Raw genomic sequence first — 13,640 nt, forward strand, 5'->3', positions numbered from 1 at the left:
AGAACTGGTCAAAAAGACTTTTGCCATTATCCTCTACCAAAAGGACGTAAATCCACATTAAAACCCGTAATCATCGTACAAGACATTGATTTATAATGATAATTCACTGTTTTGTATGTTGAGTGAGAGTCCCGAATAACGTAAGATTCTCTCATTTCAAATCTGTTTATCTTGAATCAATCAAAACCACTATTTGCACATAACAAGTGGGATGAGCGTGTGGATCAAATTTGTATAAGAAAGGACTAAAAATGGCTCTTATGAACCGTCTTAATGCAAGGGCTGTCGCAACATTGGGGGCTGGCAAATATAATGATGGTGCCGGCTTGTTACTTCATAAGCGTAAAGATGGAGGTGCTCAATGGATTTACCGTTATACCATTCATGGTCGGCGCCGTGAAATGGGCTTGGGTGCCTTGAGAGATGTTTCTTTAAAACAAGCCCGTGAATTGGCAACTGGGTGGCGTTCTGTTCTTCGTGAAGGGCGTGACCCTATTAAAGAACGTGAAAAACAAAAGCGTGAGGCAATAAGTAATCTCCATTATTTAAAAGATATCGCGTTGGATGCTTTTGAAAGTCGTAAAGCTGAATTAAAAAATGATGGTAAAGATGGGGATTGGTTTTTACCATTACGCCTTCATATTCTCCCTAAACTAGGCTGTCTTCCCGTTTCTGAGATTACACAAACAGAGATACGCAATACGCTTGCCCCTATTTGGCATTCAAAAGCTGGAACAGCTAATAGAGCTCTTATCCGTCTCAACCTTTGTCTTAAACATGCGGCTGCCTTAGGATTGGATGTTGATTTACAAGCAACAGAAAAAGCACGCGCGCTCTTAGGTAAACAACGCCATAAAGTCCAAAATTTACCAGCCATGGATTGGAAAGATGTGCCGGCTTTTTATAAAACACTCTGTGAAGCATCAACCATAACACAACTGGCTTTGCGTTTGCTTATTCTGACAGGCGTTCGTACCAATCCTTTACGTCATATTCATAAAGATCAAGTTGAGGAGGATATATGGACCATTCCTGCTGAGAATATGAAAGGAAGGCGTGATGCTACAACAGAATTTCGCGTGCCTCTATCAACAGAAGCATTAGAAATTCTAAAACAAGCGCGCTTGCTCTCTCGTAATGATTTCTTTTTTTCTGCTAGAGGTCGTGGTCCCCTCGCTGAGAAATGTATGGCTACGTATATGAGAAAAAATAAAATTGAAGCCTGCCCCCATGGATTTCGCTCTAGTTTACGCAATTGGCTCGCTGAAACAACCGATGCCCCTTATGAAGTCGCAGAAACTATTCTAAGTCATACGGTCGGCGGTAAAGTAGAGCGTGCCTATCGTCGGACTGATTATCTAGAACAGCGCCGCGTTTATATGGATAAATGGGCGGCTTATGTCACTGGTCAATCTTAAGATATGGGGTGCATAACCCCATTATCTGTGGATAACTTTAGCTCTCTTGTCTCTCATTCTTTCTCAATAAGATTCATAAATTATCACATCAGAAAAACTATGATAAAATATTGTTTTCTATAAATAAAATACCTTCAAAAATGAACCAAAATGTGGTTAATAAATAGTTATGATTTGTTCTCATTTTTTTACTTTTGAAAGGATTTTAGTATGACAGAAAATGATATTCTTTTAACAGACCGTGAAAGTGCAAAACTGCTTCATATGAGTGTTTCAACATTCCGCCGTCATGTAACTAATGGCTCTCTCCCAAAACCTTTAAAATTTGGTTTTTTATCGCGTTGGTTACAATCAGATCTTATCAATGTAATCGAGCAAGCGAAACAGCAACGTCAAAGCGACGCAGCATAAAAAGAAAACCTTGTCACGTAAGGACGGACAAGGCTTTCTCAAGCTCATCACCCTAGAGATAGCACAATCTGTCCTATGACGCAACGTTATAGGATTTTAAATGATGTGTTCTTTTACGCATGCGCAGGGCATTACACGTGCTGTGCTGAGGGTTTGGCATGGGCGCCTCTTTCAACCCTATGAAAATGCAAAATAGATATAAGATATCTATTCTAACAGTAGCTATTGAAGAAATAGTAAAAATGTATTACATTAGAATTACATTATAACACATTAAGTAGTCGTAAAATGGCTGAGACAACATTTACCTTTCGCGTCGATGATGTATTAAAAAATGAATTTTCCAAAGCAGCAAAGGCGTGTGATAGATCTGCTGCACAATTATTGCGCGATTATATGCGCGATATCGTAAAAGAACAAAAAGAAAAAAGTGCATACGATTTATGGTTTCGGGAACAAGTTCAATTAGGGATAAACTCTGCTAATGCAGGTGATATAATATCTTCTGAAGAAATCGAATCAGAAGCAAAGGAATGGCGCTTAAAAACACAAAGTAAACTCGATAGATCAACTTTATGAAGCTAATTTGGACACAAGTAGCACACGTTGACCGCAAAAAGATACGTGAATACATATCACAAGATAATCCTTCTGCTGCCTTAAAATTTGATCAACTTTTATCTGAAAAAGTAGAAAAACTTGTTAAATTTCCTACTCTTGGTCGTTTAGGACGAATTGTAAATACACGTGAACTTATTGTACATCCAAATTATATCATGATTTATGATATTTCAAATGGCGTTGTGCGTATTTTACGTGTGCTTCATACAAAGCAAAAATTTCCTTAATCAACTGTATTTTTATGTATTTGCTAATTGAAGCAAATTATTTTCTACAATACTGCGCTCCGTATCAGTAAGTAATGATAGATTACTATTTTTCTAATATTGCGAATATGATTGCATAATGCACTTTGCACACCGCTTAGTTTCTACTCGTAAAAATAATGATGATACTCTTGGTAAACGACGTTTTATTATCAATGATGTCATGGTCGAAAAGCTTAGGGAACTCTTAAAAGAAACCCCCGTGATCTCTTAATGGTGCGTGATGAATTGTCTGGTTTTTTAGCCAATCTGGAACGAAGAGAATATCAAACAGACCGTGCTTTTTATCTAACGGCTTTTAATGAAGATGATCAATTTACCTATGACCGTACCGAGCGTGGAACCATTTTTATCCCTCATGTCACTTTATCTATGATTGGAAACATTCAACCCTCACGAATTATTCCCATCATTCAAGCAATACAGCGTGGAATAAACGATGACGGTTTTTCGTGAAATCTCTGGAGACAATAGCTCCCAAGGCGGTAGACCTATCATACGTTATGAACAGCATCCTTTAGTGAAAAGTCATAAGACATCACACTGAAGCAATTTGGAAATCTTATAAAACATTAAACAATATAACAGTGAACCTTCAAAGCACTCCCCATCATTAGTTTTGGGGGGCTTTGGGAGTGCCGCTTATATGTATTATTTTATTTTTGATTGAAAAATATGTAAAGGGGGGAAAAGGAACCCTCAAAACCTTCAAAACTAAGTACCATAATAGTTTTGATAGCATTTCTTATGATTATAATCCCTTTCTTTTGAAAGGCTTTAAAGGATCATATGCTTTTCATAAAGCACATTTTAATCATTTACTAAAATCACAAGATTCGTCTGTTAAATAAACAGACATAACCGATAAAATAGACAAAAGCCCATTAAAAGAGATTTTGATAATCTATGAAATAATTTTATAGATCTTTTTTTATAGGTTGTTTCATTAAAATCTTGCACCAAAACCATGATCAGAGCCATACCACTGTTGAGTTTTTCAACTAGTGATCAAGACTTTGGAGCGCGTCTTATTTTCTAAATTTCTGAAATCTTTTTGATATTTTTTAGGTGCTATTTCTTGTCTTTTTTTCCGATAAAATTGACTATTTTCTCTTTCCACGAGCGGGGTTGCTCCTTGCTGGTAACCTCTTGTGGATCATCAAGCTTTTCTGCCACCTGTTTAATCAAAGCGTAGCTCACTTGCTTCACCTTTGCTACTTCTTTGGCTAAAGCTAATGCACGTTCAAGGTGGGTTTTGTTGATGCTTTCGTCAAAGCCTAGGTGATCACCTGCTGTAAAACTTTTCTGATAAGATTGTAAGGTCTCAACATCACCCAATAAAGCAAGAGCGCCAAGATGAAGTAAAGCATAATCCGTATCGTTTGCTTTAGACGTAGCGCCTTTTTCCCAAGGAGCAGTGCCATAATCAGAGCGAAGTCTTTTAGAAAGGTCAATGTCTTTGACTGCCCATTCTAGCGCATCATCAAGCGCCTGTGTTAAACGATCCGTAGTGACTTCTGGTTCAAAGATTTCTAATCCCTTGGCTTCAAAATTAAGCTGTATATCTGGAATATCTTCCGTGTGGGTAGGATCAATGAATTTACAAGCGGTGGAAAGAATGCCCGTGCTAATCAAAAAGGCGCTATCAAATTGCGGGTAGTCTTTGGCAATTTCGTCGTTATAAAGAATATCTACTTCACGATCAGCCAATTGATAGCTTGCCATACGGTCATTCTCATTGATTTTCTCGGTTGACCAGCCTAAGCTTTTTAAAAGTGCATGAGCACTTTCCATGGTGAGATGATCATCAGTGTCATCCGCTTCCTCTGTCGCCTCAACAGCAATAGTTTTGGAAGCAACAGATGCTGTTTGCGGATCCAAGCTTAAAATCGGTGCATTTTTCGGAAAACCTGCTCGATAACCCCGTGCAAGAGTAAGAGCGTTGTCAATCGTATATTTCGTGATACCTTCCACAAAGCCTAGATGGTTCTTTGCCCTGAAACTTTCCTTATAAAATTTGAGCTTTTCAATATCACCAATCAGAATGAGTGCTATAAAGTGACGTGCCACAAGGTGAGCTTCACTGTTTGTTGGCAAAGCGGCATAATCATAGATGTTTTGATTGACATTTTGCCGATCAGCCCACTCAAGTATATCTGTACAAATCTCCTTTAGCTTGCCTTCATCCAATTCAGTACTAGAAACTGTATAAAATTCTTCTGCCTCTTTGAGAGCTATATATTGGGGCAATCTAGGAAACATCTCTCTATGAGCAGTAGAAAAGCCAAGTGTTGAAAGCGAAGCCTTAAATACAACAATCGGCTCTTCTTCATCACTTTGAAGGTTATACATTATATTGATGATACGGTCTTTACTTACAAAATAAGCATTGCGATCATAGTTCTTATCGCGATAAACTGTCCACCCCATCCTTTTTAAGTCTTCAGAAACTGTATTAAGAAAAGACAAATCTTGCAAACTAAGACGATCATCTATGGCTTTTCGCTCATTAAAGATTTTCAGATGCTCTTCAGCAAATTGAACTGCGTGATTAACATACTTCTCCACTTCACGGTCTTCTAAATGTCCAGAAATCGTACCGGCTTCTAAAAAACTTTGATAAGATTTCAGGACATCAATTTGACCTGTCAATGCTAAACAAGCCAAATGCCAGACTATACGTATATTGTAGCTATACTTTTGAACACGTGTTTTGCTTTCTATTGATGCTTGTAAATCTTGGGCACGCGCCCACTGTATTATCCGCTCAGAGATTTTGATAAGCTCTTGCTCATCTAATGTCTCTACACAAATATCAATGCCTTTATCAAAACCACTAAAAATCCCCCCCCCAATCGTGTTAAAAGAATTATAAATATTTGTAGGTGATATGCACCGATACTCCCCACTATAGTGAATATATTTACAAGCGACAGAAATCATTTCATTAGATATTTCAGCTTCAATACGGACATTGTAATTATCATGAAGACGTATAAAACCAAAATCAAATTGAATGAAGCGGTCGGGCAAAATCAACCACATTTTTCCAGGCTCCGTAGAAAACCACCCTTGTGTTTTAAGAACGCGCATTGCTGCTGTGAGACTCATCTGTTGCTTTTTTAGCTTTTTACGCATTAGAATATCGTCTAATTCCCCATTTTTATAGGCCTGTGCAAAAAAAAGCAGGCGATCATCCGATGTCATTGTTTTATAATCTGCAAATTCTGGCACAGATAGTTTTGGGGTAGATCTATCACTCCTTAAAGCCTCCATATCACCAAGTAATGCTTGTGCAACGGCAGAATGATTAGTAGCTTCCTCGCACAACTTTTTTTCAATATCCTGTGCTTGCGCCCATGCAACCACTTTGTTTAAAGCGGTTGTGATATGGCTTTCGGAAAGATCTGGAGCTTTAACATTAAAATCCTCCTTCGCATAAAACAGCACATCTCCATATTTACGCTGTGATTTTTCACCTCTAGAATATTCCCGAGCAAGACAATAAGCAGCGGTGGTGAGATCAGCCGAAAGCAAAAACTCTTTGCCACTCTCTCCATAATTTTTTACACCATAGCCAATACCGACAATGCGATCGGGAAGATGATAATGCGCAAAAGTATCACCCACGTTATCACGATAAGGCTCCCAGCCCAATCTTTTTAAAATCTCTGTGACATCTTTGGTTTGCATCATGACTCACTTATCAACCAATTGTGCAACATCATCTAAGGTATAGGTTTTCATAGATGATCCTCAAAACGTGCGTTATAAACGCTCCATATTTCCTCGCTATCAATTTCACCTCTTCCATAATTTTTTCCAAAAGCTCTTGTAAAAAGGGATAGGTTGCGGAGTGGGAGTGTGCTCAATCTTTTCAATCGGTTGGTCACCTTCAGGTATCTCAGCTCCCACGTGTACTTTAATTCTTTTGCAAAGGAATTCATAAAAATTACTTGCGTAATATTCGCAATCTTCAGATGGAAGCATGACATAAAGTGGGCATTCACCATCCCGAAACTGCGTATAATCAAAGTAAAAGGTTTCACCAAAGTCTGTTCTACTAACAACAAGCTGTTCTGGTGTTGCAAAACCATCTTTTCTATCATTTAAGTTCTGAAAAACAATGTCATTAACAGAAACACCTATAGGATACTCATAAAGACTATAGATTTCATCACCACCAATGTCCCCGCCTTTACAATGTTCTAAAAAACTCTTGTAAGACGATGTGAATTGTAAACCGAGAGCTTTCTCCGCCCTTTCAATCACGAGATCATCAACTGCGTCATCTTCAGTACCAAAATTGATAATATCACCATTATATTTATCAACTAATTGTATAACATCATCTAAGGTATAGGGTTTCATAGATGATCCTCAAAACGTGCGTTATAAACGCTCCATATTTCCCCACTATCAATTTCACCTCTTCCATAGTTTTTTCCAAAAGCTCTTGTAAAAAGGGATAGGTTGCGGAGTGGGAGTGTGCTCAATCTTTTCAATCGGTTGATCACCATCAGGTATCTCAGCTCCCACGCTTTCTTTAATTCTTTTGCAAAGGAATTCATAAAAATTACTTGCGTAATATTCGCAATCTTCAGATGGAAGCATGACATAGAGTGGGCATTCACCATCCCGAAACTGCGTATAATCAAAGTAAAAAGTCTCACCAAAATCTGTTCTACTTACGATAAGCTGTTCTGGTGTCGCAAAACCCCTTTTTCTATTATTTAAGTTGCGGAAAACAATATCACCAGCAGCAATACCTATTCCACAATCCCTATAAACGCTACAGATTTCATAACCTCCAATTTCTCCTCCTTTATAATTTTTTAAAAAACTCTTATAAGAAGATGTGAATTGTAAACCGAGAGCTTTCTCCGCCTTTTCAATCAGTAGATCATCAACTGCATTTTCTGCAGTACCCAAATTGATAATCTCATCATCATATTTATTCACTTTATCAATTAATACTGCAACATCAGCTAAGGTATAGGTTTTCATGGATGATCCTCAAAACGTGCGTTATAAACGCTCCATATTTCCACTATCAATTTCACCTCTTCCATAGTTTTTTCCAAAAGCTCTTGTAAAAAGGTATAGGTTGCGGAGTGGGAGTGTTCTCAATCTTTTCAATTGGTTGATCACCATCAGGTATCTCAACTCCCACGCTTTCTTTAATTCTTTTGCAAAGGAATTCATAAAAATTACTGGCATAATATTCGCAATCTTCAGATGGAAGCATGACATAGAGTGGGCATTCACCATCCCGAAACTGCGTATAATCAAAATAAAAGGTTTCACCAAAATCTGTTCTGCTAACGAAAAGCTGCTCTGGTGTCACAAAACCACGTTCTCTATTGAGTAAGTTTCGGTAAACAATATCACCAGCAGGAATACCTTCCCCACAATCTCCATAAATGCTAAAGATTTCATCACCACCAATTTCTCCTCCTCCATATTTTTTTAAGAAAACTTTGTAAGAGGATGTGAATTGTACGCCGAGAGCTTTCTCCGCCTTTTCAATCTGTAAATCATCTGTTTCATTCTCTTCATCATCTTCACTACCCAAATTGATAATCTCATCATCATATTTATTCACTTTATCAATTAATACTGCAACATCAGCTAAGGTATAGGTTTTCATCAATTATTCTCCATAAATTATTCTATAAGTTTCTTTTTTCTCTTTTCATCAACCGTAGAGCATTATTGCCGATGCTCCTGTCCCCATCTGTCAAAATCTATCCCTATGATACTCCATTTCATATCAATTATTCCTCCTAAATTACTGTTTGTTTGTTTTCTATAACCTTTAGCGCGTTCCTTCCAATATTCCTCTCTCCATTTTTTAAACTTTTCTCTCTCTATAAGCGATTGATGTGTTTTAGAAGGAGCATGAATCACGGAATTATATTTGTTATGATCTTTACTGCCAATTTCTGCTATGGGCCCCTCATGCGTTTGCTTTAGGTGATGCAACTCAACAGGCTCACCATCAAATCCTATAGGTGCTTTTCCTGCTTTCATTCTTTCAACATTGGTGCCCCATACCGTTTTTTTGTTTACTCTCCATTTAGAAATTCTGTCAGGATCAAACAAATCGTCTCTCTGATAGGCTTTGTTAGTCTGTCCAAATTTGCTATCGGTAAATTTAGTAGGTTTCTTTTTTAACCACTTCTTTTTTTCTTTAGCAGCGAGTTTGGTCAGTTCTTTCTTCGCCGCATGTTTGGCAGGATCTCCTTGAGCTGCAAGTTTGGCAAGATTTTTCTTGGAAGCGAATTGGGCAAAATCTTTCCTAGCATTGAACTTGATCACAGCCTTTTCGCCAAGCTTTATGCCTCCCTTGACTACTCCAGCTCCTCCAGCAAAGTTTTCTAATACTCCGGCTGATAATCTTCCACTTTCAAAACCAGCATTAAAAGCTCCGTCAACTCCCGCTTTTTCAATATTCTCTTTTACGTAATCTATATCCCCTATAAAGGAATCCTCAACACCTCCCCAGAATTGACCAGCACCTTCCCAGACATCATCAATCACATGTCCACTCACGACCCAAGACGCTCCTGTTCCAATGTCTTTAAAACTCTTTTCAACGCCCCCCCGTGGATTGCTAGCAAATATTATCATTTGTAACATCATGTTCTTCACAGCGCCATCAGCTAACTCGTATAGCTTGATTGGTGCATCGGCAATGAGACCAGCCATAATTCCTGTCGCAAAAGTTCTATCTTGTTGTTCATCAATCTCGAACCATTTTTCGTTAACATCTCTTCGACACTGATCATCAGGGCACTCTTCTAACTCTTTCTTCATCTGAGCGCGTTGTGCACTACCCAAAAAGTTATTTGCAGCGGCATTGCCTGCGGCATCGGCACCGGCATCAACATTGCCACCGGCAAGGGCAGCGGCAACGCCCCCAGCAGCCCGTGCAACATCAATGGTGTGGTCTCTAAAGTCAGCAAACTGCGCATCAATCTTTGCGTTTATACGCGCTTCCTCTTCCGGAGTTGGGGTGCGACCGTTTAGGTCCCCCATTTCCTCTTTCACAATGCCTTGCACCCACAGTTTAAACTGGAGCATAGCTGTGGCTTCGCCCACAGCACCCCCCACAGCACCGGCAGAGCAAGCGCCACTCGCAACCGCGCCTTTTAAGCAGCCAAGACCAGCATGGGCAACGATCTGAGTGACCGTATCTATTTTGCCTTCTGCCTTGGCGGTGCCGATTTCTTCCGCCAACGATTTTCCAACCGTATCAGACAGGGCGATGCGCAGATTGTTAAAAAAGTTCTTGTCAAGAGAGCCGCCTTCAAGAGCCGTTTGAACGCCTGTGCCAATGGCGGCTTTGATCAGGTTCTTTTTCGCTTCAAGGGCAATGCGATCGACAAAAGGAGCGGTTTTTGGCAAAGATTGTCCAACACCTGCCATTTCCGTTATTTGGCTGGTTAAGCCTGCTGTCAACATCGACGAAACAATGCTGAGAATATTCTTGGAAGAGCCAAGCTCATGCAAGGCGCCGGCAATATTGCCGCGATTGTTAACAAGAGCCACAGCGCTTTTGTTAATCAGCGCTTGGACACCTGCCTGTATCGCCGCATTCATGGCGGTACTCGAGCCAAGCCCCAAAGCACCGGTAATGGCACTGGCAGCGCCCGAGGCTGCTCCGCCCGTAACCGCCGTGACAGCCAATGCCACGAGAGCTGCGCCGGCTTCTGTCAATCCTTGGGCTTTATAATCCCAGTCTTTAAATTCAGCCTTAACTGCTTGCCAATCCACTTGCTTGGATAATTCTGGATCATCACGCAGTTGCTTGATCCATGCCAAGCCTGGAGAGTGTGACAATTGCTCAAGAGATTTGTCTAAATCACCAGTTGCCTCATATTCAACAACAATGCCATCACCCGCATCAATCTTCATGCCACCTTTAGCATCTATGGTGACATGCTCGATGGTCTCCTTAAGGTAACCTTCGTCACCCTCACTCCACCACACAAGGTTTTCATTACGCTGATAAACATCCTTAAAATCTTGATCCTTGTTGGTCAGAAACTTGATTTTTCCCGTATCTGATGCCAAATGCATCTCGCCACCACTTTTTGCCCCGATGGCATCAAGTGTGAGATGCCCATCTTTGGCATGCATGGAGAGTTCGCCCTCTGCTTCTATCGTGGTTTTGTTTGTAGTAACTTCTGTTGATTGTTGACGAAACTTATTCTTTTGTTTCGATTTGTCGCCTTCTTTGCCCCTAAGATCCAAGTCAAAACTGTTAAAATCTTGCACCGAAGTCGCGGTGAGAGCGCCACCACTGGTGAAATCACCATTGCCCTTGGCTTTAAACTTTCCCTCAAGGTTAAGTGCACCACCTGTGACAATGGTCAAATCTCCATCACTTTTGACTTCTGTCAAACGGTGCTCACTGCTTTGGGCGTTATAATGCCCTTTTTCCAATGTTTCCTTATGGTCACTCTCTAGCACTAATGAACCAAACGTAGCAGAACCACCGACAATCACCGTCATCGGACCGCCGCTGGTGAATTCCCCACCCTCTGCGCCAAGATCACCAAGGGATTGGATGTTTAATTCATGATTAGAGAGAATTTGTCCCTTCTGCCCAGCTCGATCAACAAAACCATATGCATTCGTGTCACGGATTTTAGCGGTGCTATTGACAATCGTATCACCCGTCATGGTAACCGTATCACCATGAATAACACCGGAAGAATTGGCTAAAAGACCGTTACTGGTGAGCTCTACAGCTCCGGTACCAAGCAAAAACCCACCATTATTGAACAAAGTTTGCGTGGTCGAAACGTGCAGTGCATCATCACTTACCACAGCACCGCTATTGGTAAAACGGTCCGCATTCAAGGTGACCCCATTGCCTTTCAAACGTGCACTGGCAAGATTTTCTTGCTGCGTTTTTGCCCCATAAACATCTTGTGCTAAAGAAGAATTGGGTACCAAATAAACGTGGGGCACTAAGACCTCTTGTCCGTCGACAAGGTGGGTCTCAAGCCAGATCATATCCTTTTTGATCCCAGCAATCTGCTGAGGCGTTAAGGGCTTGCCTAGCACTAACCCCAAAGGACCTTGCTGCTCCACAGCATTGTCATAGAGCCTTTGCATTTGAGCATTGGGATCTTCAATATCAAGAAGAGTGCGATTGCCTGTCAGCTCAAAGATTTGCTCACCCACCAGACGATATTCAAAATAAGCATCCCCCAATCTTTTAAACACGTGCTCAGGCTTATAATTGCCAATCTTTTTTAAGTAATAGTCCGATCCTAAAAATTTACTTGGGTTGATAAAGTCCTGTCGCGTCTCGATTAAAAACGGCACATCCGGTGATTGGCTGCCAGCCAACTCTGTCTTGACAGAGTTAAGCCCATCTTGCGTTGGCACCTGTATGGATTCTGGTGCGGGTGTTTTTGTGCTTGGTGCAAAAAGCCCTTTGTGCCCTTTCAAACCATTGATAATACCGTCCAATCGATCATCACTAATCAGTGGTTTGGAACCGTCAAAATCGGGTGTTTGTCCCCCAGCCAAACCTTGATCGCCAGAGCTATAGCTGATCGACGGTTTGAAGCCATCAACGTCAGTATTTTTAACGCCAGTCAAGCCTTTATTGCCAGAGCTTAAGCCAATTTGACCGGCTCCCTCGCGCACTGCATGATTGTCAAGAGTGTCTGTAACCTTGACATCAAGAGTGCCACCCGCTTCAATCGTGCCGTAAACAGCATCATAAGTGCGCGTGGTTGTTTTGGTATCGGTAGTGCTCCCACGATCTTTAATGCCTGTAAAAGTACACCCTCCTAATAATGTTTTGCAATGTTTACGCCTGCGATGCGCTTCAGTCACAATCTTGGTTGTTTCGATTAAATCACGCCCCTCATTGAGCAAGGTATCGCCCTGCATCTCAATGTTGCCATTGGCAGCAATTAAGCTATAGCTATTACGGATATCCCCAGCATGAACCGTGAGATGACGCCCTACTAAAATCTGTGCAGCTCCATTGGTAAAATGAGGCTGCTGACGAATGATCGTAGTGTCGATATTTTCTTTGATCTGCTCGTGCCTAACTTCGGTTTTTTTCCATTCTCCTCGCACGTAACTGTGACCAACCACTTTATCAGTAACTTCAACCCCACCTTCGCGCATGTTGGTAAGCGCTGAGACATCGAAGGTCATATCGCCTAAGACAGCTTCTAAAAGACCCGAGCTGTTGATCACATGACCAGCCCGCTCTCCACTTAAGCCACGGATGATGAGATTGTCTTCAGCAATGACATCGGCAAAATTATTGATAAAATCCCCATCCAAGGAGAAAATGGCAGATTTCTTGGCATAAATCAGCCCACTATTACTCAGATCAGCGCTCACATTGAGCGCAACCCCATCACCACTTGAACCAATACTGCCGGCATTGTCCAAAACATCTGCGGTTAAGACAAAAGCACCACCACTTTTGAGTACACCGTCTTCACCATTTAAAACCAGAGCAACTTGCCCCAATGACGGATCATGGCTTTCTGCTATAAGCGTAAAACTGTCACTGGCTAAAAGCTGACCTGAATTGGCTAAAGACCCAAGCTTCGCATCAACAACAGTGCCCACCATGATACCGGAATTGCTTAAAACACCATGGCTGTTGAGAGTAAGTACTCCGCCTTGCGCTTCCACAAGCCCAGCTTGGGTGAGTGTGCCTGCCTTCAGCATTACATCATAGGCGGCAACCTTGCTTGGTTCGCCCAGCGTCAAGGTGCCATCGGTTGAGAGCTCTATCCGCTCTTGCGCAACAATGCGCCCCGTTTGGTTTAGAGTGTTTTGCGCACGCAAAGCAATAACGCCATTGCTTGCAAGCATACCGCTATTGGTTAAATCACCGTAACTTTCGAGAGTAAGTTCCTCACCTTGCGCTTCT

At 41.1% G+C, this 13,640-nt stretch carries 9 protein-coding genes and 1 pseudogene; 5 read left to right on the forward strand and 5 right to left on the reverse strand.

The features are described 5' to 3' along the window. Positions 1-251 precede the first annotated feature (251 nt). From ACFIJP_RS07540 to ACFIJP_RS07560, 5 genes and pseudogenes are all read left to right on the forward strand, one after another. A complete protein-coding gene (locus ACFIJP_RS07540; protein WP_375626704.1) occupies positions 252-1,418 on the forward strand; it encodes a tyrosine-type recombinase/integrase in 1,167 nt (388 codons plus the stop codon). Positions 1,419-1,628: 210 nt separating this feature from the next. Next, on the forward strand, positions 1,629-1,829 hold the full coding sequence (locus ACFIJP_RS07545; RefSeq protein ID WP_011180791.1) for an AlpA family transcriptional regulator: 201 nt from the start codon (positions 1,629-1,631) through the stop codon (positions 1,827-1,829). A gap of 288 nt (positions 1,830-2,117) precedes the next feature. Next, positions 2,118-2,408, forward strand: a complete 291-nt coding sequence (locus ACFIJP_RS07550; protein ID WP_375626706.1) for a CopG family ribbon-helix-helix protein — start codon at positions 2,118-2,120, stop codon at positions 2,406-2,408. Next, positions 2,405-2,677: a type II toxin-antitoxin system RelE/ParE family toxin gene (locus ACFIJP_RS07555; protein WP_208438787.1), complete on the forward strand. Its 273-nt coding sequence runs from the start codon at positions 2,405-2,407 to the stop codon at positions 2,675-2,677. Before ACFIJP_RS07550 ends, ACFIJP_RS07555 begins: the two co-directional genes overlap by 4 nt. A gap of 160 nt (positions 2,678-2,837) precedes the next feature. Continuing rightward, positions 2,838-3,163: pseudogene (locus tag ACFIJP_RS07560) on the forward strand (DUF3987 domain-containing protein); the annotation flags it as partial. A 624-nt stretch (positions 3,164-3,787) separates the two neighbouring features. Here the strand turns inward: ACFIJP_RS07560 and ACFIJP_RS07565 are convergent. The 5 genes from ACFIJP_RS07565 to ACFIJP_RS07585 form a co-directional block, all read right to left on the reverse strand. Beyond that, entirely contained in the window at positions 3,788-6,409 is a 2,622-nt protein-coding gene (locus tag ACFIJP_RS07565; RefSeq protein WP_375626716.1) for a DUF6990 domain-containing protein, read from the reverse strand. 108 nt (positions 6,410-6,517) lie between these two features. Beyond that, positions 6,518-7,087 (reverse strand): SMI1/KNR4 family protein, encoded by a 570-nt coding sequence (locus ACFIJP_RS07570; RefSeq protein WP_375626708.1) that lies wholly within the window; start codon positions 7,085-7,087, stop codon positions 6,518-6,520. Positions 7,088-7,141: 54 nt separating this feature from the next. Then, complete coding sequence (locus tag ACFIJP_RS07575; RefSeq protein WP_273791575.1) at positions 7,142-7,723, reverse strand: SMI1/KNR4 family protein; 582 nt, start codon at positions 7,721-7,723, stop codon at positions 7,142-7,144. A 52-nt stretch (positions 7,724-7,775) separates the two neighbouring features. Next, positions 7,776-8,366: an SMI1/KNR4 family protein gene (locus tag ACFIJP_RS07580; protein ID WP_375626710.1), complete on the reverse strand. Its 591-nt coding sequence runs from the start codon at positions 8,364-8,366 to the stop codon at positions 7,776-7,778. Positions 8,367-8,428: 62 nt separating this feature from the next. Continuing rightward, positions 8,429-13,640, reverse strand: a 5,212-nt coding sequence (locus ACFIJP_RS07585; RefSeq protein ID WP_375626711.1) for a DUF637 domain-containing protein, incomplete at its 5' end; no start/stop codon positions are given.

The organism is Bartonella sp. MU37NMGALS, assembly GCF_042194015.1.
GTDB lineage: Bacteria > Pseudomonadota > Alphaproteobacteria > Rhizobiales > Rhizobiaceae > Bartonella > Bartonella grahamii.

Bases quoted from the DNA above. Each gene is read 5' to 3' on its own strand.
- ACFIJP_RS07540 (WP_375626704.1), top strand. From the start codon at position 252: ATGGCTCTTATGAACCGTCTTAATGCAAGGGCTGTCGCAACATTGGGG.
- ACFIJP_RS07545 (WP_011180791.1), top strand. From the start codon at position 1,629: ATGACAGAAAATGATATTCTTTTAACAGACCGTGAAAGTGCAAAACTG.
- ACFIJP_RS07550 (WP_375626706.1), top strand. From the start codon at position 2,118: ATGGCTGAGACAACATTTACCTTTCGCGTCGATGATGTATTAAAAAAT.
- ACFIJP_RS07555 (WP_208438787.1), top strand. From the start codon at position 2,405: ATGAAGCTAATTTGGACACAAGTAGCACACGTTGACCGCAAAAAGATA.
- ACFIJP_RS07565 (WP_375626716.1), bottom strand. From the start codon at position 6,409: ATGCAAACCAAAGATGTCACAGAGATTTTAAAAAGATTGGGCTGGGAG.
- ACFIJP_RS07570 (WP_375626708.1), bottom strand. From the start codon at position 7,087: ATGAAACCCTATACCTTAGATGATGTTATACAATTAGTTGATAAATAT.
- ACFIJP_RS07575 (WP_273791575.1), bottom strand. From the start codon at position 7,723: ATGAAAACCTATACCTTAGCTGATGTTGCAGTATTAATTGATAAAGTG.
- ACFIJP_RS07580 (WP_375626710.1), bottom strand. From the start codon at position 8,366: ATGAAAACCTATACCTTAGCTGATGTTGCAGTATTAATTGATAAAGTG.